This window comes from Empedobacter sp. UBA5036, from assembly GCF_002415215.1.
In the GTDB taxonomy this organism is placed as follows: Bacteria; Bacteroidota; Bacteroidia; order Flavobacteriales; family Weeksellaceae; genus Empedobacter; species Empedobacter falsenii_B.
The window spans coordinates 1-22,005 of record NZ_DICC01000050.1; the positions used below are offsets into that span (position 1 = coordinate 1).

Below are 22,005 nucleotides of genomic sequence, written 5' to 3' on the forward strand. Positions count from 1 at the left end.
CAGTTTTTGGTACAGTGTCTATCTATAACACCTTTTATGTAAAATAGACAACCTCAAAAATTTGAGGTCGTCTATTTTTTCTTCTATTTTGTCTACTTTTCTAAAAAGATTATTACTGTCGTTTGGATTTTTATTTGCCCATTTTTTGAATTTTTGCATAAAAAGAGTATCATTCTCTGATAAAATGCGATGTTGATTATTTCAATTCATTGTAAAACTCATTTCTAATCTTCGCTTTCGCTTGAAACCCAAACTTAAAAGCAAAAAACAAAGCTGCTAACCCAATTACAGAAAAAACAACCGAATACAATGTAACATTAAACCCTATATAAGAATCATCTAAAGCCTTTCCTTTTTCATCAATACGATTGGTAATAATATGAACATGAGTTGCTTTCTTTTAAAAAGATGCCGACAGTAGTCTCTCAATGATTCAACTAACTAATTTATTTCCATAAAGTTGGCAACTCGATTTGCTCAAACGAAATGGTTGTAAAAATCAATGGTTTTCTATCCATGCAAATGATAAGAAAGTTAGAGTGAGAAGTTATTCATATTAGTGTGGTAACAACGATTAGTATATTATTAATTCTTGAAAACTTCTTACGATCTGGAGATTTAGTTAAAACTTATGACTGTACTCATAAGTATCGTTTCTTTTGAGTAAGTAGTTTTGCAAGCAAATTTTAATTTTTATTATGCTTACAGATCAACATAAAGAAATCATTTTAGCAACTGTCCCTTTATTAAGAGAAAGTGGTGTTGCTCTAACTAAACATTTTTATAATCGAATGTTTACTCACCATCCAGAATTAAAAAACCTGTTTAACATGGGAAATCAAAATTCAGGAAAACAGCAAACAGCTTTGGCTATGGCTGTATTGGCTTATGCTGAAAATATTGCGAATCCAGTTGTATTAATGCCAGTTGTAGATATGATTGGACACAAACATACAAGTTTAAATATTCAACCCGAACAATACGATATTGTAGGAACACATTTATTGGCTTCTATTAAAGAAGTTTTACAAGATGCTGCAACCAATGAAGTGCTTGAAGCATGGAGATTAGCGTATAACCAATTGGCTAATTTGATGATTGGTCATGAACAGAAAATGTATGAAAGTAAAAAAGAAGAAGCTGGTAACTGGCTAGGATGGCGCACATTTATTGTGAAAAGTAAGGTTGAAGAATCTGCCGAAATTACTTCGTTTTACTTAAAACCAAAAGATGGAAAAGCTCTTCCAAAACATTTAGCAGGACAATATTTAAGTATCAAAATATTTTTACCTGAAATGAATCTTGAACAAATACGTCAATATAGTATTTCTTGTGCTCCAAATGATGAATACTTTCGTATTTCTGTGAAACGTGAAAAAGGTACGAATATCGCAGTAAATGGAATGATTAGTAACTATTTACATGATTACATTTTTGAAGGTGACGAATTGGAATTGAGCGCTCCTACAGGAAACTTCGTGTTACAAGAAACGAAAAACAAGAAGATATTTATTAGTGGAGGAATCGGTCAAACTCCTTTATTGTCTATGTTAGAAACTTTTGATTTAAACGAAAAAGTACAACATGATGTCGTTTGGATACACGCATGTCGCAATAAAGAAGTGCATGCATTTGCAGATAAAATAAAACTTATTCAAAACAACCATCCTAATGTAAGTAAATATCAATTTTACGATTATATAGAAGAGTCTATTGCAGATTCAAGTGTTTTGAAAGGCCATATTGACTTTAAAAAGATTGAAGACTGGAAGTTTGATAAAGATTCTGAATATTATGTGTGTGGACCACGCCCTTTTATTAAAAAAATGATTGAAGAACTAGAAATAAATCAAGTCAATAAAGAACAAATTTTCTTTGAAGAATTTGGACCAAAATCGTTATAATCAATAATTAAAATATGGAGAAGCAATGCTTCTCCTTTTACATGTATGAATTTTAAAAATCATGTATCAAAAAAAAACTATCGATGGGTTAAATGGAGTAGAATAGTTCTTTGTTCTATTTTAGTCGGAGTTTCTGTAGGTTTGCTTACCTTAATGTTTAAAAATTTAGTAGAACAATATGAGCATTTACTTTTAGATAAAGCAAAAAAAAATAATTTATTCTTTGTTATTTTTCCATTTATAGGATTAACATTGATTTATTTTTTGCGCCAGTTTGTTTTTAATAAAAAGAAAAATAAAGGTATTACTGAAGTATTGGAAGCTCTACGCTCTCAAAAAAAGATTCCTTCTTATAAAGTTTTTTCACATTTTTTTAATGGATTTCTTACCGTTATTTTTGGAGGAACAACAGGAATCGAAGTTTCCACTGTTGTTGCTACAGCTACTTTGGGTGATATGGCTTCCCGAAAAGATGTCATTTTCAAAAAATATCGTAAAGAATTTATGGGAGCTGCAATTGCGAGCGGGGTCACTATTTTATTTTGTAGTCCGTTGGCAGGAATCTTCTTTTCCTATGAAACGATAGGGAAACAAAAAAGCAACGTTTTTTGGTTTACACACATTCTTAGTGTTACATTTTCAACTATTATTCTATTTTTGATGAATGCTCATCCTTTGATAGATCTTAGTCAGCGTGTAAAAGAATGGCATTATGAAGCAATACCATTTTTCATTATTTTATGTGGTTCAACAAGTATTTATGGTGTATACATGACGCGAATAGTCACCTATTCAAAGCGTATTTTATTATTTGAAAACCAACCCATACTTCAATTACTAATAGGTTCTATATTGTTGGGAATCGTTTTATATTTTTTACCCGAATTATATGGGTCTGGTTATCATACTATTGCTGAGTTAACCAAAGAAACAAATTATGTTGTAGAATTTGCTCTACTTGCATTATTTCTTGTAATTATAAAGCCGTTTACAACTGGATTTACTTTAAAACTGGGAGGTGACGGCGGTGTTTTTGCTCCGAGTATTTTTGCAGGTGCATGCTTGGGTTTGCTTGTAGGTGTTTTAACTAAAGTATATTTTATGCCTGATGTAATTGTTTTGAACTTTATAATATTGGGTGTAGCATTTACAGTAGCTGCGACTTTACATGCTCCATTTACAGCCATATTTTTAACTTTAGGAATTTTTAATTCTTACGTTTTATGGTTCCCGATTGTTGTATTAACTTTTATTAGTTATCTTTTATCAAAAAAAATATATCCTTATACTGTTTATACATTAATATTAAAAAATGACAAATAATTTTGATAAATTAATAGAGGAAGTTCGTGCATGTAAAGTCTGCGAACCTTTTTTGCCATTAGGTGCAAATCCTATTGTACAAGCAAATCCTATGTCTAAAATTGCTATTATTGGGCAAGCTCCAGGTTTAAGAGTTCATGAGACAGGTGTACCTTGGAACGATGCAAGCGGAAATGAATTGCGTAAATGGTTAAATGTAACAGTAGATCAATTTTATAATCCCGAACTTTTTGCATTATTACCCATAGGATTTTGTTATCCGGGAAAAGGGAAATCTGGAGATTTACCTCCAAGAAAAGAATGTGCACCTCTATGGCATACTAGTTTATTAGATGAAATGAAAGAAATACAGCTGATTTTATTAATTGGTCAGTATTCCCAAAAATATTATTTGAAGAATAAAATGAACAAAAATATTACTGAAAACATTTTAAATTTTAACGATTATTTGCCTGATTATTTTCCTTTGCCTCATCCGTCACCACGAAATTTTATTTGGATGAATAAAAACCCATGGTTCAAAGAAAATGTGTTACCTGAATTAAAAAATAGAGTTAAAAATATTTTATAAATAAGTACTTTTGGGTATATTGATTATTTAATTTATGCTATGATTAATCAAGATTTATTAATCCAATTTGGAGGAGAAATTAGAAATCTAAAAAGAGGAGAAATTATTTTTGAAATTGGACATTTTCCTATTTATTATTATCAAATAATAGAAGGTAAAGTTAAAATGAATAATTTTTCTGAAGAAGGTAAAGAATTTATACAGAATTTTTTTATTAAAGGTCAAAGTTTTGGAGAACCTCCTTTATTTATTGATGAGCCATACCCTGCTAATGCGATAGCGGTGACGAATGGAAAAATAATACAAATTTCTAAAGTATCATTCTACAAACTATTGCATTCGCGTCCAGAAGTATCTTTAGAAGTTAACAAGAGTTTAGCACGTCGTTTGTACTATAAGTCAATTATGGCCCCCGAAATATCGTCGCAAAATCCAGAAAGAAGATTGGTAAAACTATTCGATTATTTGCGTAGTCATAACCAAAATAATGAACCAGAATATTTAATTGATTTATCTCGTCAACAGCTGGGGGATTTAACAGGATTGAGAGTGGAAACTGTCATACGAACAATTAAACTCTTAGAAAAAAAAGGAGAACTTGAAATAAGAGGTGGTAAAGTAATTTTAATTGCTAAAGACTAAAATTTTCAATGATATAAAAAGCTGCCCAAGCCATAAATATTATAATAAAAACCCAAACCCAAATTGATATTGTTCGTGGATTTTCGCTTCCTTTTATAATAAAACTTTGGTTTTTTCCTGTATCATAAGCATTAATCATTAATGGCAATACTCCATTCACTTTTTCATTATCAGAAAGCCCTTCTATATGAAGTATTGGCCCATTAGAAACGGTAAAACGAATAATTTTTAACCCTTCTTTTTGGTCAAACTTGCTTACTATTTTTAATAAATGTTCTCCATCCGTCAATTTAGTTGTATCTAACTTGAACGTAACTGGTGGAACCAATTCTGCAATAGGTTTTTCTTCTTTGTCAATGTACAAGTACACAGTTATATTTTTTTCTGACATAATCCCTTTTTTATTAAAATTTTAAAACAATATTTTTGATATGTTTTTTATCTTTTTCGCCAGGTTTAATAAGAAATTTAAACGAATAAAATAATGTATATAATGTAATTATAGTAATCAAGATCACAATGAACCAATCCCAATTTGATTCGGGACCAGTTCCATGTGTAAAATCTTGCGTAATTTTTGGTTGTTGAAGTTTACAGGCATCACATGCTTTTGCATAGCTATATAAACCTAACAATAATATTGTTTTATATTTTGTCTGTTTCATTTTATTTAATTTTGTCCATGATAGCTTTCACTTCTTCTACTGTTACTTTTTTTCCATTATTTCCCCAGCTTGCTTTCTCATAATTTATAATTGCAGTAACATCTTCTGGTGTAAAATGTGCATTTTCTCCTACAGCTGGCATAGAAGCATATTCTGGTCTTGGATCGTAACCTTTCATGATAATCGTAATATAAAGTTCTAAATTTTCTCCTAAAACAATTGGGCTTCCTTTTAATGGTGGAAATGCTCCAGGTAAACCTTCTCCATTTGTTTGATGACAAGTTGCACAGTTTGTTCCAAATAGTGCTTCTCCGTCAGGAAGATTTGAATCGGTTGAATTTCCTTCAGATTTTTTTTCTTTTTTATATAAAAATTTCACAGGCTCAACATCTTCTGTAAGTTTTACTTGTTGTAGACTGAAGAGATAAGCTACTAAATCTTTTGCTTCTCTTGAAGGAACAATTTTTCCTTTAATTCCTATTCTAAATTCATCTGGAACATTTACTTCTATCTCTCCTTCGTCCAAATAATCTTTTACATTAAATAACCATTTATAAGAAGGCATTACAGATTCTGGTACAACAGATCTTGGATTATATAAATGTGAATATTGCCATTCTAAACTTGGTTGCTTACGACCAATATTAGTTAAATCAGGTCCTGTTCTCTCTGTTCCCATTAGTGTTGCTGTATTCTGAAAAAAGCTAATACGTTTATTTCGTGCATAATCTGCAGCAATACTTGGTCTTTCTCCAAAAACCTGATCCATATCTACATTTCTGATCTGTTGTGTATGACAAGCTACACAACCTTCTCTTATATAAATTTGCTTACCACGAACTTCCTCTTCTGTAGAGACATTACTTCCTGGCAAAGGACGATTTATTTTCTGATTATTAAGTGCAGGTAGAATACAAATAATCAATGTTAGAAAAAGAAAAAATGCCAATGCGGAAAGAAAAAGCTTTTTATGATTATTAAAAAAATCCATTATAATGTTGTTTTTTCTATATTAATAATATCTAAAAGTTCAGCTGGTGATTGCGGTATTTTTATTTCCTTTTTTGGTTTTAACATTCTATAAAAGTTATAAGCGAAAATAAAATGAGATATCCACATCATTGTACCTCCTATAGCCCTCCATAACCAATAGGGCATCATTAAAATTATACCTTCAAGAAACGGTTTTTTATCCATCCATAAAATTCCTTTTTCTGTAGATCCTATCATCAACGAAACAGTATAAACAAGTAAACCTATTAATGCAAACCAAAAATGTAAACCAACAGTAATACTTGGTGGTTCATGAGAAGTAAGTCTCGGTACAAGTGTATAAGTAAATGACCATAACATAAATGTGATAATACCATACATAGTTAAATGAGAATGAGCAACAGTGAAGTCGGTAAAATGCCAAACAAGATTAGTTACCCGAAATGCTTCTACAGTTCCTTGCATTGAACCAGTGAAATAGAAAATAATTGAAACGACATAAAATGGTAGTACATAACTTAATTTTAATCTGTGCCAAGAACCTCGAATAGTCATCATAAAATTAATGCTTCCTGCAGCTACAGGTATTATCATACCTACGCTCGCTACAATTGCAATAGTTTGCATCCACCATGGAATAGCACTAAATATAAAGTGATGAGTTCCAATTAGAGTGTAAAATAAGATTTGAGTCCAAAAAGCAAGTATACTTAGACTATATGAGTACACTGGGCTATTAAGTTCTTGTGGAAGGAAAAAATACATTAATCCAAGATTAAAAAACATGAACCACATACCAACACCTTGATGCATAAAATAACCTTGTGTAATGGTTTCACCTAATCCATCTTGCCAAAACGGAAGATAAGCAACAAGTAATATGACAACAACAAACATCATTGCAGATACTATATACCAATTCGAGACATAAATTTCTTCTGTTTTTCTTGATGATATTGTTTGGATATGATTATAAATACTGATAATAATTCCTATTGCAAAAAGAAGCATAACTGGCCAAACATATTCTCTGTATTCTCCACCGCTATTATTTATCCCAACCATTAAACAAATACTTCCTAATAAAACAGCTGAATTCATTAAAATTAGTGAAGTATAAGCTATTTTTAAGCTAAAGATTTTTGTATTACCTACTCTTGGAATAACATAATACGAAAAACCGACCATAGCAACAGATGCCCAACCCCAGAAAACAATATTCGTATGTACGGGTCTTAATCGACCAAAGCTTAACCAACTAACATGATCAGCATCAGGTGCGACAAATTTTATTCCCAAATACTCTCCTACGGTTGTTCCTATAATAAGCCATAAAATACCACATCCTAAGAACCAAAGTATAAGTTTTTTTTCGTTGTTAGGAATAACTATATTTTTTCTTTCTTTTCGTTTGGTTTGTAAAAAACGAATATCATGTATTTCATTTGTTTGATCTACTAATCCACGTGGATCTTCAACAGAATTATTTAATGAAAGTTCGTTTCCTATTAGTTTAAACTCAAGTTCTATCTTTCGTTTTTCAAGAGCAGCCACTTCTCCTGGTTGAAGATTCTTTAAATCTTCATAGATTTTTTTTAATTCTTTTTTTCTTAACACATTTGATATAATGCTATTGATTTTAATTAAAATAAGAATCAAAGCAAAAAATACAGGAATAAAGAAAAACAAGATAGTCAATTGAAGACCAGGTTCATTTAATAAATTATCCATTATAGTTCTGTTTATATAATTTTGATTTTCTAATTTACATAGGATAGCGTAACAAGACTTATGCGTGTGGTCATAGGTGTGTTAAATAATTGTACTTGTGTCTTTTACATAAATTATTTATTTAATATTCATCTTATGAAAAGAAGGAAGCCTTATGGAAGAATTATTATTAAATAGAAAAATAGAAGAGTCTTATCGTAGAAAATATTAACCAATAAATTAAAATTTAATTTCTGAAAATTTAATTCTCAATACTTATATCTACTTTTTACAATACTTTAATTTGCATCAAGATTTCTCGAAGGTCATATGAATTCATTTGAAAAATAATAAGAATAAAAAGAGAAAGGAAGTTTTACATTTTAAATTTAAAATCGTAATATTGCGATGTAATAAAAAGAGAAATGGGAATTACTAAAACAGAGATGTTTACAGAAGAACAAAATAGATTAGCCGTGCTGTTTAAGGTTTTGGGACATCCGGCTCGTATTGCTATTTTACAACATATTATCAATCAAAAAGCGTGTATTTGTAACGATTTGGTAGATGAATTGGGCTTAGCACAAGCAACTATTTCTCAGCATTTAAAAGAATTAAAAAATATAGGAATTATACAAGGTTCTATAGAAGGAAAGTCTGTTTGTTATTGTATTGAAGAAAAAGTATGGAATGAGATACAAAACGAATTAGTCACTTTCTTTAATCAAGAGGTGAAAGTTAAACAATGCTGTTAAAGGCATTTTTTTTTAATCTATATACATCGTAATATTACGATGAATAAAAAAGAAAATAAATTTAAAATTCAATTCATATGACACTTGAACAAATTAAAGAAATATTGCCAAATTTAGACAATGTTGAATTTCAATTAGAAGATGGAACATTTGTACCAGAACATTTCCATGTAACAGAAGTAGGGCAAATTACTAAAAATTTTATTGATTGTGGAGGAACAATACGAAACGAGAAAGCTGTGAATTTCCAACTATGGAATGCCGACGATTATGAACATCGCTTAAAACCAAATAAATTGCTTCATATCATCGAGCTTTCTGAAAAACAGTTGGGAATCGAGAACAGTGAAATAGAGGTAGAGTATCAAGCTGAAACAATTGGGAAATATGATTTAGAATTCAATGGTAAAAACTTTGTCTTAAAAAACAAACAAACAGCTTGTTTAGCAGAGGATGCATGTGGTATTCCAAATCAAAAACCAAAAGTGAAATTATCAGAGATTCAATCGTCTTGTTGCACACCAAATTCAGGATGTTGTTAAAATTCTAACTAAACAATGTATTCAATACTAAAAGAAAACATAATCAAGTTTCAAAATTTTGATCGAATATCTACCGACAGAAAGGCTGTTTTGCAGCCTTTGGTAGATTATATTCAACAGAAAATAAATGATAATCAAGCTGTAAATCTCAACTTTATTTGTACACACAATTCACGTCGAAGTCATTTTTCACAAGTTTGGGCACAGGTTTCTGCTTCGTTTTACAACATACAAAATGTATATTGTTATTCAGGTGGAACAGAAGAAACGGCGCTATTCCCGAAAGTAGTGGAAACATTAAGGAATCAAGGTTTTACTATTTTCAAAATTGAAGAAAGTACAAATCCGATTTATTCCATTAAGTTTGATGAAAATACACTTCCAATTATAGGCTTTTCAAAGAAATATGATCATCCATTCAATCCTAGAACATTCGCAGCTATTATGACTTGTTCGCAAGCAGATGGAGATTGTCCGTTTATTGCAGGAGCTGAAAAAAGAATACCGATAACATTTGAAGATCCTAAAGTTTCAGACCATACAGCAGAGCAATCAAAAGTGTATGCAGAAAGAAGTTTGCAGATAGCAACAGAAATGTTTTACGTTTTTTCTCGAGTTATATCACCCGATAATCGCTTTTTACCTGCTTCTAAAAATTCTTTATTCCACTTATAAAATTGAGATTGACTTATACTATATTTTCTACAAAGTTGGGCTATGGAGTTTCTGCTCGTTAAGCTTCCATTACAATTAAAATTTGTTCTTTGACTTCTTTTGCAAACTCAACACCATTACCATCAGGTAATTTTACATCACATAAAATAACTTCAGGAGTAAGTGTTTTAATTTTTTTTATCCCTGATTTTAAATTTTCTGCTTGATGTATTTCAAAACCTTCTAATTCGAGCTAGGAGTGTTCTGATTTTTGTTTTATCGTCTATGATTAAAATTGAATGCATTCTTATTACTTGTGAACAATGAAGGTATTATTTTATGCATATAGCTTTTATAAACTCATTATTTTTTTCTTCTTCAAACTTTTTCAAGAATTCCAAAAATATATCGAATGTGGGATTGAGTAACTTTTGAATCCATTGAAAGGAATTTGATTATTTACTATGTTTTTTATAAATCAATCGTCCGTTCTATTTTTATTTGTTCCAAAAATGCTTCGTCGTGTGATACAACGATTAGCGTTCCTTGATATTCGTTTATAGCTTTTGTCAAAATTTCAATGTTCTGAATATCCAAATTATTGGTAGGTTCGTCCAAAATAATAATGTCAGGAGCTTTACTGTTTATTGTTAAACAACAAAGTAATAAACGCATTCTTTCACCACCACTCAACATTAAGCAAGGTTTCTCTCAGTCGTCTTTTGAAAATAAAAATCGGTTTAAACGAATCTTGATTTCATGTTCTTGTAATGCTGAGGTATTGAATTGTTGTGCTTGCTCATAAACTTTTAGTTTATTATTAAGTAACGAATAATCTTGGTCAATGTAAATGGATTTATTTTCTGCTCGATAAATTGTTCCTTTTTGCGGTTTTATCTTACCTAAAATAAGCTTTATCAACGTGGTTTTCCCTGAACCGTTTTTTCCTTTTAATGCAATGCGTTCGCGACTTGTAATCTCAAAATTTAAGTTGTTTTTCCAAATCAGTTTATCGTTATAACTAAAGTTAACGTTAGTTGCGGTAAATAAAACTTTTCCTTTATGTAAGTCTGAATGATCAAAACCAAATTTCATTTTATCTAAAGGAGATAAAGAGGAGCGAAGCGTTTGTAAATCTTGAGAAATTCCATTAATTTTTTCTGCATGAACACCTTTTAATTTTGATGTACTATTTTCGGCATTATTTCGCAAAGTGTTCATCATTATTCGAGCAACACCTGATTTTTCTTGTTTACTTTTTCCACGATTATCCAATTTTTGTTGTCGTTCTAAAGTATCTCGTTCTTTCTCTTTGGCTTTCCGCAATGCTTTTTCTTTGCTTTGAATATCTTGATTCAAGGCATTGTTTTCAATCTGTTTTTGAGCTTTATAAAAGTCGTAATTTCCACCATAAACTTTAATCCCGTTTTTACTTAACTCATAAACACTATTTAGAAGGTTTAGAAGTTTTCTGTCGTGGCTTACGATGATTAACGTGCTTTTTGTATCGAGAACTAGATCATATAAAAGTTGACGACTTACATTATCGAGATGATTGCTAGGTTCATCCAATAAAATTAATTCGGGCTGATGAATGGAAATTCCAGCTAAAAAAACTTTTGTTTTTTGTCCACCACTTAGAGTTTCCATTTTTTGATTCAAGTCCAAATCGTTGAGTTGCCAATAACTTAATGCTTCATTGCAACGGTCTTCGATTGTCCAATCATCATCGAGTGAATTGAAATTATCTTCACTTGTGTTTCCGTTTAAGATTTCGTTCAAAGCACTTAATTTATCTTCGATTTTCAGTACTTGAGCGATCGTCAACTGATTGAATTGTCCGAAAATTTGTGGAACATAATAAGGTTCAGTTTCAATGTTTATTAGACCATTTGATGGTTGATATTTTTTAGCGATAATTTTCAATAAAGTAGATTTTCCTACTCCGTTGTTACCAATTAAAGCAATTTTTTCTTGATTTTGTACTGTTAAATTAATGTCGCTAAACAGTATATTCTTGTTTGGATGTAGATATGAAATATTTTGTAAAGTAAGCATAATTCCTTTCTTTAGAAGTGAAACAATACAGCAACCGTTTTGAGGTTGTTGTTCTGATTTGTCTGAAAGAAATTATTTTTTACATTGTGTCTTACTTAAATTTTGATTTTGCGAATATACGAACTTTATTTAATGAATAAGAAATCAGAGGGAAGTTAAAGATTAGCTACATAGAAACATAAAATGCTAAAATATTTATTTTACTACTTTATACTCAACGCACCTGAAGGACATTGATGAACTTGTTTGATAAGTTCGTCACTACTTGCATTTTTTGGCTTTAGCCAAGGTTTTTCTTTCGGATTATATACATTTGGAAGTAGTTTTACGCAAATACCTACATGTTGACATAATTCAGGCTTCCAGATTATAGTGATTTCTCCGTTTGTATATTCGTGTTGACTCATTTTGATATTTTAGATGAATTGAAGTTACTTAAAAATTTTAAATATTCAACGTTAAAATAATCTTAGTTCCAATATTTTGGGTACTCTCAATTCGCATTTTAATGTCAGCTATTTTAGCTAACTGTGTCGCGATATTTAGTCCTAATCCAGAACCAGAAATATGGAATGTTGAATCATTTTTAATACGGAAAAATCGTTCTTGAACAAATTTTAAATCTTCTTGATTCATTCCAATTCCATTGTCTTCAAAAATCAATTCATAAGAATTGTTCTCGATGTTAGAAAGAATTGTTATTTGACCTTTTAAGTTAGAATATTTTATAGCATTTGATAAAACATTATCTATAATAATCTCAAAAAATTCTTGGTAATTATCAATTTCACAAGTTTGAAGTTGTTCTGTATCGACAGAAATTTGTTTTTCTTGTAATAAAACATCAAAACGTTCAATTGATTTTAAAACTTCGGTTTTTAGCTCAAATAAAGAAGTTTTCAACTCTAAACTATTATTTTCTACACGAGAAATCAACAAAAATTGCTCTACCAAACGATCCAAACGATTCACTTGTTTCAATGTGTAATCTATTTTTTCATTGTATTGCTCAGGCGTGCGTTCGTGTCGAATCAAAATTTCCAAGGTTCCTTTTATAATCGCCAAAGGTGTTCGAAGTTCATGTGAAGCATCAGCCGAGAACTGTTTAGCTTTTAAAATTTGAAACTCTAATCGATCTAAAAGTGAATTTATTGTCGCTGAAAGTTGAAATAATTCATCTTTATTTTTAGGTAATTGAATGCGTTCTGAAAGATTATTTTCGGTGATCGATTGCGCTGTATGAATAACATTGAAAACAGGTTTAATCGATTTAGCCGCAATAAAACGAGCTAAAAGAAACGTCAATAAAACCGAAATAGGAAAGATAATAAGTAAGGCGGTTTTTAAATAATCTAATGCTAATTGATTGTGTTTTGTAGAAACGCCTATTACTAAATAACCAACAACTTCGCCATGATGAATCAATTTTGCTTGAGAAATTAATAACTGAATTGAATTATATTCAGCATAAAATGGCTTGTTTTCTGGTTCTTCATTGTTCCAATCCAATTGATTTTGAACCATGTTTGGAGAACTTTCAACTAAGTTGAAATTTTTATCATAAATTGAGATAAAAACAGGATTCAGCGCAATGTCTGTATGTTCTACTTCTTCCCATTCGCGCGGTTGAACGAAGTTTTCTAATGTAGGTTCGTGTAAAACATAATCGACGTGACTGTTAATTTCTTCCTCCAACGTTTCGTACATTGTTTTGTTAATTCCCCTATTTACAACAAAGAAAATTAACCCAAAAATAATGAGTAAAACAGCAGAAAATAAAATGCTGTAAAAGGTTGCAATTCTATTTTTTACAGATAATTTTTTAAACATCGTTTGTTATATAACCCACGCCACGAATAGTATGTAAGCGCGGATCGTCCTTTTTTAGATTTAATTTTTTACGAATCGCGTTAATAAAAACATCAATTACACTTGTATCGTATTCAAAGTGAATGTCCCAAACGTTTTCAATGATTTCTTTGCGTGTACAAATTCGGTTTTTATTTTTGAAAAGGTAAGCTAAAAGTTGAAATTCTTTTAATGTTAATTCAACTAAATTATTGTCTAAAAAAGTCTGATGTGTTTCTGGATTGATTGAAATATTTCCGAAATTAAAAAGATTATTCGATTCATTTTGACGAAGATAAACGTTTATTCGTGCTACCAATTCATTAAAATCAAATGGTTTTTTGATGTAGTCATTTGCACCAGCATTCAAACCTTCAATCGTATCTTGAACTGTATCTTTCGCTGTAATGAAAATAATGGGTGTTTTTTGGTTCATATTTTCAGAATTTCGGATTGCTTTACAAACGTCTAATCCAGAAATATTTAACATCATCCAATCCAATAAAATAACATCAAATTTCTCGTTATTTATTTTCACTAAAGCATCTTCGCCTCTTAAACAGTGCGTTGGCGATAAATTTTCTTCTTCTAAACCTTGAAGCATAAAATTAGCAATTCCCAATTCATCTTCAACAATTAAAACTTTTGGTTTGTTCATTTTCTAATTCGGAATAATAACATTCAAAGCATTCGGAACAATCGAAACTTCAATAGAATTTTGGTTAAAAATAACAGCTTCACCATCAACTTGAGCAATTGTTTTTGGTTGTTTGGAATTGAATTTTACTGAATTGACTTGCAATACTTTTGCTTGCTTCATTTTTTCAATTCGTTTTCCTAAAACATTAGCCGAAAACTGAATTTGTTGTATAAAATTAAGCTTTTTTACTGCAAGAAAGTCTAATTTTCCATCATTTAATTTTGCATTGGGTGAAAATGTGATGCCGTAACCCGCTTCGTTAGAGTTAGAGCAGAACACAAAATAAAAATCATCATCTAATGTATGTTGATCATCTAATTCGATGCTAAATTTTTTCGGTTGAAAGTTAAAAATCGCTTTTGTACTGGCAGTTACATATCCCAAAAAGTTTCTGGTTTTGGTTTGAGCATAATTGTTAATCACATCTGCATCAATTCCCAATCCCATATTGCTAAAAAAGTAATTTTCGTTGATTTTTCCTGCATCAATTTTATTGATTTTTGCATTCAAAATCGTTTCAAAAGCTTTTTCGGTGGTTTTAGGGATATGCAAATTAGCCGCTAATCCATTTCCTGAACCAATCGGAATAATTCCCAAAGCAACATTGCTACCAACCAAGGCTTGTGCGACTTCGTTTATCGTTCCGTCGCCACCACAAGCTACTATTATATCAGGATTTTTTGTCAGAACTTGATTTGTAATTTCAGTTGCGTGACCAATATTTTCAGTTAAAAATGTTTCGAATTCAACATTTTTTTGACTAAAATAGTGTTGAATTTCAGTTTCAATCATTCGTCCTTTTCCCTTTCCAGCAATAGGATTGATGATAAAAATGATTTTATTTTTCATTTAATAAATGATTGCTAAATAAATAATCGGCTGTTTGATAATTAGATATGATAGAACGCTCGAAAATAGGATCAACCTTTGTATCAATTAAATTTTTGTCAATCCATTTGTATTGATTGATTTTCTTTTGATCAGATAAAATCGAAACATCTTCGCCTTTTTTCATTCCCAATTTAATATACGTACCAACAAAAGAACGCGATTTGTATTGCGGATCAAAAATATCTTTTCCATAAAATTGAGATGTATATTTCCAATTGAACAACGAAAATAACGTTGGGAAAATATCAATTTGAGAAACTTCTTTTGTGACATTTTCGTTTGCGTGCGATTTTAAATTATAGATAAATGCCGGAATGTGATGGTTTTTTACATCAATTGCATCTTTGCCCGCGCTACTTGCACAGTGATCGGCAATAAACACAAAAACGGTATTGCTGAACCAAGGTTTTGTTTTCGCTTTTGCAATTAAATCTCCAATTGCATAATCGGCATATTTTACAGCTCCAGGACGACCAGTTCCAGACGGAATATCAATTTTTCCATCTTCGTACGTATAAGGTTTGTGGTTAGAAGTTGACATGACAAAAGCAAAAAATGGTTGTTTTGTTTTGTATTTTTCATCGGCAACTTTGATCACTTTTCTGTAAATATCATCATCGGCAATTCCCCAAGCATTCTCAAAAGTAACTTCATCATCATTAATATTGTATCGATTGGTATTGATTTTATCACTCAAAACGCTACCACGACCGCGATCGTAAATGTCAAAACCATTTCCACCATAAAACGCATTCATATTATCAAAATATCCATCGCCACCATAAAAAAACATATTGTGGTATCCTTTTGCTTTGAAAACATTCGAAATAGTATATAAATTTTGATTATCAACACGCTTCACAATACTATTTCCAGGTGTAGGAGGAATTGATAATGTAACAGCTTCCATTCCACGAACAGTACGCGTTCCGTTGGCAAACATATTCGAAAAATAGATGCTGTTATTCGCTATATCGTTGAGGTTTGGAGTGATTGATTTTCCGTTGAATTGCTCTTGCAAAAATGAAGCGCTCATACTTTCCATTAACACAAAAATCACATTTGGTTTTTGTTCTGCTTGTGACGGATTACTCGCTAAAATTGTTCTTCGTATTGGATTTTTGAATTGTTGATCGAAAACAGTTTTCGAATCTTGCAATTCAGATTTCATCACTGCAAAAGCATCTTCAATCGGAATAGATTTATAATGTTCGTCGTATTTTAAATGATTATTTCGGAAAGCTGAAAAGAATGAAAAGATTCCAGCTTTTGAAATTTCATTGTTGTATCGGTTTTCAGAAGTTGAACTACTATCGTTGTTTAAAAGGAATAATGAGCCAACCGCAAGTAATAAATTGAACACAAAAACACCAACTTTTTGACTTGTTTTTGGTTTGTTATGAAATGTATTGTAAAAGAAATAACCTTTTTTTGTTGCGAAAATTGTCAAGCCGGTAATCAACACAATTCCGCCAATTAAAACAGGTAATGGATATGATTCTTGAATGTTTTTGACAACTTCGTATGTATAAATTAAATAATCGACTGCAATAAAATTGAATCGACTTTTGAATTCGTCCCAAAATGTAACTTCGGCAAAAAATGTAAAATAAATGATTACCAAATACAATGTATAAACGAAATACACGAAAATTCGATCAAATAATGAATTGACGAATTTGTTTGGTAAAATCATAAAATAAAATGATAAGAATAACGTGAAACAGCTTACAACACTAATGTCGTACACTAATCCATAAAAAATAGTGTGTAATAATGAACCAATATTCCAATCGAAATCACTTTTTACCCAAATCGCAAAAATTAGGCGTAGAATAAATGAAATTAGAATAAATAACGAACTGAAAAATAGTAAAATACTGTAACGTCCTTTTAAATTATTTGTAAACATTTTGTTTTTGAATTATTGTTCAAATGTCTTGATATTTAATAGATTATTAACATAGAAAAGTGAATCTTAAGCGAATCTTAAGTTTGCGATTCTTGAATGAAAAATAGAAGCTGAAAACGTTAATAATTCGTGAAAAAATGGTTTTGATTAGAAATAGTTGTAAATTTGTAATTGGTTTATAAAGTAGGTATAATGGAAGAGATATTAATCAATGAAAAAGAAGAAAAGTTTTTAACATATTGGGAGAAAAGATTCTCTACAATTTTTAAAGACAATACAAGTTGGACAACTTTGTTTATGACAGTTAACAAAGCTACTTTTCCAGATTCATTAAATATAGAAACGTTTTGCAAAAAGTTTATGCAAGATTTCAATATGAAATTATCATATAAATATGATGAATCAGACAACGAATACGATTTGACAATTACAAGATAATTACGGAAAACGAAAAATCCTTATCAATTTTGATAAGGATTTTTTTTGTTGTAAAATGGGACATTTGATTGATAATCATGCTTAAATTTTAAGAAAAATATTTAACCAAAAAATTAAATAAAATATTGTTGATTTAGATTTGATTTTACTAATTAAAATGTTTAATTTTGCAGTTCACTTTTAAAGGTGATTTAGTTTTTAAAGTTTACAACATTTGTATAGCTCATAATAAGGTTGAGCGTCTCTACGGCAGACCATAAAAAATTGCCACTACAAATGAATTTTTTTTCTACAAAATGAGTCTTGAACCACTCTTGTTAGAAAATAGTTTGTTTGTTGATGTAGATGATACAAATGGTTTAAACACATTAAACCAAATAGTACAGCAAACAATACAATGAACCACAGACTTTTCATTCAGAAGAAATCGAATTTTGACGTTATCAGTCAGAAGACTACAATAGAACTCAAAAACCTTGTACCTACAATTGTGTGCAAGGTTTTTGTTATTTATGATCTATTTAATATAGAAGAAAGCCAATTACAAGAGGTTCAAAATAAGGTGTTTGTCGATCCTGTGACAGACATTGTTTTCAAATACGTAGAAGACGCAGTTAACGAAAGTATTCCTTATTCTAAAAACTATTTTGCAACCGAATTTTTACCTGGTCAATATAATCAACGCGATGATTCTTCGGAACAATGTTTAGTGTTGATGAATGTTGAAAATGTAACAGTAAAGTCTGGTTTATTATATGTTTTCAATGATGATTTGTCTGCGGAAGATTTAAAGAAAGTAAAAGATTACTTAATCAATCCAATTGAGTCGCGTGAGAAAGATCTTTCTAAAATGGAAATTCCAGCTAATCCAGAAGCTACAGAAGTTCCAATTATTGAAGGTTTTATTTCTGCTGACGAAAATAAACTACAAGACATTTACAACCAATTTGGATTATCGTTAGAAATGGATGATTTAGTTTTTATTCAAGACTATTTCAAATCAATCAATCGTAATCCAACCGAAACGGAGTTAAAAGTTTTAGATACATATTGGTCTGATCACTGTCGTCATACAACTTTTGAGACGGAGATTACAGATGTTCAATTTAATTCTAAATTTAACGAAACACTTCAAAAAACATTCAATTATTACCAACAAGTTCGTCAAGAATTAGGAATTACAAAACCAATTCGTTTGATGGATTTAGCAACTGTGATGGGAAAATATCTTTCTCGTACAGGAATTGTGAAAAATATTGATGTTTCAGAAGAAATCAATGCATGTTCTATTGTCGTTCCAATCGATGTAGATGGAGTTGAGGAAGAATGGTTATTACAATTCAAAAACGAAACACATAATCACCCAACAGAAGTGGAACCATTTGGTGGAGCTTCGACATGTGTTGGTGGAGCAATTCGCGACCCTTTGAGTGGACGATCTTACGTTTTCCAAGCGATGCGTATTACAGGAGCTGCAAATCCTTTAGAAAAAATTGAAGACACGTTACCAGGTAAATTACCACAACGTAAAATCTCGAAAGAAGCTGCAAACGGATACAGTTCTTATGGAAATCAAATTGGTTTAGCGACAACTTTTGTGAAAGAAATTTATGACGAAGGATACAAAGCAAAACGTATGGAAGTTGGTTTTGTGGCTGGAGCTGTAAAAAAAGAATATGTTCGTCGTGAAGAACCAGTTGCAGGTGACCGAATTATTTTATTAGGAGGAGCAACAGGTCGTGATGGAGTAGGAGGAGCTTCTGGTTCATCTAAAACACACGATGGTCTTAAATTAGACGATTTATCAGCAGAAGTTCAAAAAGGAAATGCAATTGTTGAACGTAAAATTCAACGTTTATTCCGTAATCCAGATGTTTTAGCATTAATCAAAAAATGTAATGACTTTGGAGCAGGAGGTGTTTCTGTTGCAATTGGTGAAATTGCACGCGGAATTAATGTTAATTTAGATTTAGTTCCATTGAAATATGCTGGATTAAACGGAACAGAATTAGCGATTTCTGAATCTCAGGAACGTATGGCTGTTGCGGTTGAGGCTAAAGATGTGGAAACATTTATCTCATTAGCAAAAGAAGAAAATCTTGATGCGACTTGTGTTGCTGAGGTAACGGGAGATGATACAATGACTTTGGTTTGGAAAGGAACAAAAATTGTTGAATTAGACCGTAAATTTTTAGATACAAATGGCGTTCGTAAACAAGCTAAAATCGAAGTTACGGACGAAGAATATACAAATCCTTTTGAGAATAAAGCCTTCAATAAAGAAGCGTTTATTGCAATGATGCAAGAGTTAAATCATGCGTCGCAAAAAGGTATGGTAGAAATGTTTGACAATAACGTTGGACGTTCTACTATTTTGAATGCTTTTGGTGGACAAACAATGGATACACCAGAAGATGTTTCGGTACAAAAATTCCCAACAGACGGATTTACAAATGCAGTTTCTATTGCTTCATTTGGTTACAATCCTACAATTTCTCGTTGGTCAAATTATCACGGAGCTTATTTTGCGGTAATTGATTCGATGACAAAAATTGTTGCTGCTGGTGGAAATTACGCTGATATTCGTTTAACTTTTCAAGAATATTTTGAAAAATTACGTGATGAAGCTACGCGTTGGGGAAAACCATTTGCGGCTTTATTAGGAACGATTGAAGCACAAAAACAGTTCGGAATTCCTGCAATTGGAGGTAAAGATTCGATGTCTGGTTCTTACCAAGATATTGATGTTCCGCCAACGTTGATTTCTTTTGCAGTTGCGCCTTCTTTGGCTGAAAAAATTGTACAAGGAACTTTAGTTGAAAAGAATTCTAAACTTTCAGTTTTTATTCCAACATTAACAGAAGATTATTTAATCGACGAAGCAAATACAAAAGCTATTTTTGATTTTATCGGAACAATTAATGCTGATGTAAAATCAATGATGACGGTTAAATTTGGTGGAATTGCAGAAACTGTAGCGAATATGGCTTTTGGTAATGAAATCGGATTTGAAATCAAAACTGATTTAGATGTAGCAAAATATTATCCAGCTTCGATTGTAATTGAACATTCAGATGATTTAAATATTCCTGTTGAAATCGCTCAAAATTATCATGTTTTAGGTCAGACAAATGATTCAACTTCGTTCAACTTTAATGGAGAAGAAATTAATTTGATTGAATTAAAACAACAATGGAAAGAAACATTCAATTCATTGTTTCCATATAAATCAACTACTGAAACTGTTGTTGAGGAAAAAGATTTAAAAGCAGAACAAATTTGTTTTGCCTTCGCCGATCATAAAGTAGAAAACCCAAAAGTTTTCATTCCAATTTTCCCAGGAACAAATTCAGAATATGATTCAGCAAAAGCGTTCCGTAGAGAAGGAGCAATCGTTTCGACTTTGCCTTTCCGTAATTTAACACAACAAGATGTTGAAGAATCAGTTGATGCTTTTGTAAATGAAATCAATCAAGCCAATATTTTCTTTGTACCAGGAGGTTTTTCAGCTGCTGATGAGCCAGATGGATCAGGTAAATTTATTGCAACGGTTTTACGCAATGAGAAAATCAAAAATGCAATTCACAATTTATTAGAGCGCGATGGTTTGGTTTTAGGAATCTGTAATGGTTTTCAAGCATTGATTAAATCAGGATTATTGCCTTATGGACGTATTCAAGATTTAGAAGAAGATACACCAACATTAACGTTCAATGAAATTGGTCGTCACATTACACAATTAGCGAAAGTGAGAGTGAATAAATCGCACTCACCTTGGTTAAAAGGAATGGAAGGTCAAGAATTCTGGATTCCATTTTCGCATGGAGAAGGTCGTTTCGTAGCAAATGAGGTTGAATTAGAAAAGTTAATTGATAAAGGACAAATCGCAACTCAGTTTGTAGATTTGGATGGAAAATTAGCTGGAAAAATGCCTTATAATCCAAATGGATCTACGTTTGCGGTAGAAGGAATTGTATCGCCTTGTGGAAAAGTTTACGGACGAATGGGACATCCAGAGCGTTACGAAGAAGGATTATTCAAGAACATTCCAGGAAATGGATATATGAATATCTTCAAAAATGCGGTGGAGTATTTTAGAGGGTAGTTTATAGATATGAGATATTAGATGTTAGATTTGAGAAAATTTAACTTCTAAAAATTAAATAAAAACTTGTCATTCCGAGCTTATCGAGGAATCTAAAAAAGATTCTTCATTACGCTAAAGCTTCATTCAGAATGACAATTGGAAATAAAATAACGAATTTCGAATCTCGCATTTCGAATTTCTAAAAAAGAAACAAACAACAAACTAATACCAATTTCGATCCTGAACCAATCGAAATTAATCTCGAAAGTTAACCTTGAACAAGTTAATTTTCAAAACAAACAACAAACACGA

At 31.0% G+C, this 22,005-nt stretch carries 18 protein-coding genes, 3 pseudogenes and 1 riboswitch; of the genes and pseudogenes, 9 read left to right on the top strand and 12 right to left on the bottom strand.

What is annotated here, in order from left to right; all coding sequences use genetic code 11:
- The first annotated feature begins 689 nt into the window (after nt 1-689).
- The 4 genes from hmpA to B4J88_RS08295 are packed head-to-tail and all read left to right on the top strand — an operon-like array spanning nt 690 to nt 4,440.
- The gene (gene hmpA, locus B4J88_RS08280) at nt 690-1,904 is read left to right on the top strand and encodes an NO-inducible flavohemoprotein (protein ID WP_349679318.1); all 1,215 of its coding nucleotides are present in this window, start codon (nt 690-692) and stop codon (nt 1,902-1,904) included.
- 45 nt (nt 1,905-1,949) lie between these two features.
- Nucleotides 1,950-3,227 (top strand): chloride channel protein, encoded by a 1,278-nt coding sequence (locus tag B4J88_RS08285; RefSeq protein ID WP_291067222.1) that lies wholly within the window; start codon nt 1,950-1,952, stop codon nt 3,225-3,227.
- Nucleotides 3,217-3,798: a uracil-DNA glycosylase family protein gene (locus B4J88_RS08290; protein ID WP_125349005.1), complete on the top strand. Its 582-nt coding sequence runs from the start codon at nt 3,217-3,219 to the stop codon at nt 3,796-3,798. The genes B4J88_RS08285 and B4J88_RS08290 overlap by 11 nt, the downstream gene beginning before the upstream one ends.
- Before the next feature lie 39 nt (nt 3,799-3,837).
- The gene (locus tag B4J88_RS08295; RefSeq protein WP_125349006.1) at nt 3,838-4,440 is read left to right on the top strand and encodes a Crp/Fnr family transcriptional regulator; all 603 of its coding nucleotides are present in this window, start codon (nt 3,838-3,840) and stop codon (nt 4,438-4,440) included.
- Here B4J88_RS08295 and B4J88_RS08300 read toward each other — a convergent pair.
- From B4J88_RS08300 to B4J88_RS08315, 4 genes are read right to left on the bottom strand one after another with little or no spacing between them, the layout of a single operon-like run.
- On the bottom strand, nt 4,430-4,831 hold the full coding sequence (locus tag B4J88_RS08300) for a cytochrome C (protein WP_291067224.1): 402 nt from the start codon (nt 4,829-4,831) through the stop codon (nt 4,430-4,432). The genes B4J88_RS08295 and B4J88_RS08300 overlap by 11 nt on opposite strands.
- Nucleotides 4,832-4,844: 13 nt before the next feature.
- Nucleotides 4,845-5,105, bottom strand: coding sequence for a hypothetical protein (locus B4J88_RS08305; protein WP_291067226.1), 261 nt, complete (start codon nt 5,103-5,105; stop codon nt 4,845-4,847).
- Nucleotide 5,106: 1 nt separating this feature from the next.
- Nucleotides 5,107-6,096: a cytochrome c gene (locus B4J88_RS08310; protein ID WP_125349009.1), complete on the bottom strand. Its 990-nt coding sequence runs from the start codon at nt 6,094-6,096 to the stop codon at nt 5,107-5,109.
- Nucleotides 6,096-7,829: a cbb3-type cytochrome c oxidase subunit I gene (locus B4J88_RS08315; protein WP_291050531.1), complete on the bottom strand. Its 1,734-nt coding sequence runs from the start codon at nt 7,827-7,829 to the stop codon at nt 6,096-6,098. Before B4J88_RS08315 ends, B4J88_RS08310 begins: the two co-directional genes overlap by 1 nt.
- A 404-nt stretch (nt 7,830-8,233) precedes the next feature.
- Here B4J88_RS08315 and B4J88_RS08320 point away from each other — a divergent pair, with 404 nt between their 5' ends.
- From B4J88_RS08320 to B4J88_RS08330, 3 genes and pseudogenes are all read left to right on the top strand, one after another.
- A complete protein-coding gene (locus tag B4J88_RS08320; protein WP_125349011.1) occupies nt 8,234-8,563 on the top strand; it encodes an ArsR/SmtB family transcription factor in 330 nt (109 codons plus the stop codon).
- A gap of 77 nt (nt 8,564-8,640) precedes the next feature.
- Nucleotides 8,641-9,105 (top strand): DUF6428 family protein, encoded by a 465-nt coding sequence (locus tag B4J88_RS08325; protein ID WP_125349012.1) that lies wholly within the window; start codon nt 8,641-8,643, stop codon nt 9,103-9,105.
- 15 nt (nt 9,106-9,120) lie between these two features.
- Nucleotides 9,121-9,723, top strand: a pseudogene (locus B4J88_RS08330) (protein-tyrosine-phosphatase); the annotation flags it as partial.
- Here the strand turns inward: B4J88_RS08330 and B4J88_RS15160 are convergent.
- The 8 genes and pseudogenes from B4J88_RS15160 to B4J88_RS08365 all read right to left on the bottom strand — a co-directional run.
- Nucleotides 9,708-9,842: pseudogene (locus tag B4J88_RS15160) on the bottom strand (IS3 family transposase); the annotation flags it as partial. The pseudogenes B4J88_RS08330 and B4J88_RS15160 sit on opposite strands and share 16 nt — an antisense overlap.
- Nucleotides 9,839-9,991 (bottom strand): response regulator, encoded by a 153-nt coding sequence (locus tag B4J88_RS15215; protein ID WP_125349105.1) that lies wholly within the window; start codon nt 9,989-9,991, stop codon nt 9,839-9,841. The gene B4J88_RS15215 and the pseudogene B4J88_RS15160, both read right to left, overlap by 4 nt.
- 239 nt (nt 9,992-10,230) lie before the next feature.
- Nucleotides 10,231-11,817: pseudogene (abc-f, locus tag B4J88_RS08340) on the bottom strand (ribosomal protection-like ABC-F family protein).
- A gap of 203 nt (nt 11,818-12,020) precedes the next feature.
- Nucleotides 12,021-12,224 (bottom strand): (4Fe-4S)-binding protein, encoded by a 204-nt coding sequence (locus B4J88_RS08345; RefSeq protein ID WP_291049002.1) that lies wholly within the window; start codon nt 12,222-12,224, stop codon nt 12,021-12,023.
- Between the two features lie 37 nt (nt 12,225-12,261).
- Complete coding sequence (locus tag B4J88_RS08350; protein ID WP_291067228.1) at nt 12,262-13,647, bottom strand: sensor histidine kinase; 1,386 nt, start codon at nt 13,645-13,647, stop codon at nt 12,262-12,264.
- Entirely contained in the window at nt 13,640-14,323 is a 684-nt protein-coding gene (locus B4J88_RS08355) for a response regulator transcription factor (protein WP_291067230.1), read from the bottom strand. Before B4J88_RS08355 ends, B4J88_RS08350 begins: the two co-directional genes overlap by 8 nt.
- Before the next feature lie 3 nt (nt 14,324-14,326).
- Entirely contained in the window at nt 14,327-15,214 is an 888-nt protein-coding gene (locus B4J88_RS08360; protein ID WP_291067232.1) for a diacylglycerol/lipid kinase family protein, read from the bottom strand.
- Nucleotides 15,204-17,168, bottom strand: a complete 1,965-nt coding sequence (locus B4J88_RS08365) for an LTA synthase family protein (protein ID WP_291067234.1) — start codon at nt 17,166-17,168, stop codon at nt 15,204-15,206. The genes B4J88_RS08360 and B4J88_RS08365 overlap by 11 nt, the downstream gene beginning before the upstream one ends.
- A gap of 192 nt (nt 17,169-17,360) precedes the next feature.
- Between B4J88_RS08365 and B4J88_RS08370 the strand changes: the two genes are divergently transcribed.
- Both B4J88_RS08370 and B4J88_RS08375 read left to right on the top strand, forming a co-directional pair.
- Nucleotides 17,361-17,606 carry a hypothetical protein gene (locus B4J88_RS08370; protein WP_038332385.1) on the top strand — a complete coding sequence of 82 codons (246 nt, stop codon included), beginning with the start codon at nt 17,361-17,363 and terminating at the stop codon, nt 17,604-17,606.
- A 194-nt stretch (nt 17,607-17,800) separates the two neighbouring features.
- Nucleotides 17,801-17,899: riboswitch (purine riboswitch) on the top strand.
- Between the two features lie 104 nt (nt 17,900-18,003).
- Nucleotides 18,004-21,711, top strand: a complete 3,708-nt coding sequence (locus tag B4J88_RS08375; RefSeq protein WP_291067236.1) for a phosphoribosylformylglycinamidine synthase — start codon at nt 18,004-18,006, stop codon at nt 21,709-21,711.
- Nucleotides 21,712-22,005 lie beyond the last annotated feature (294 nt).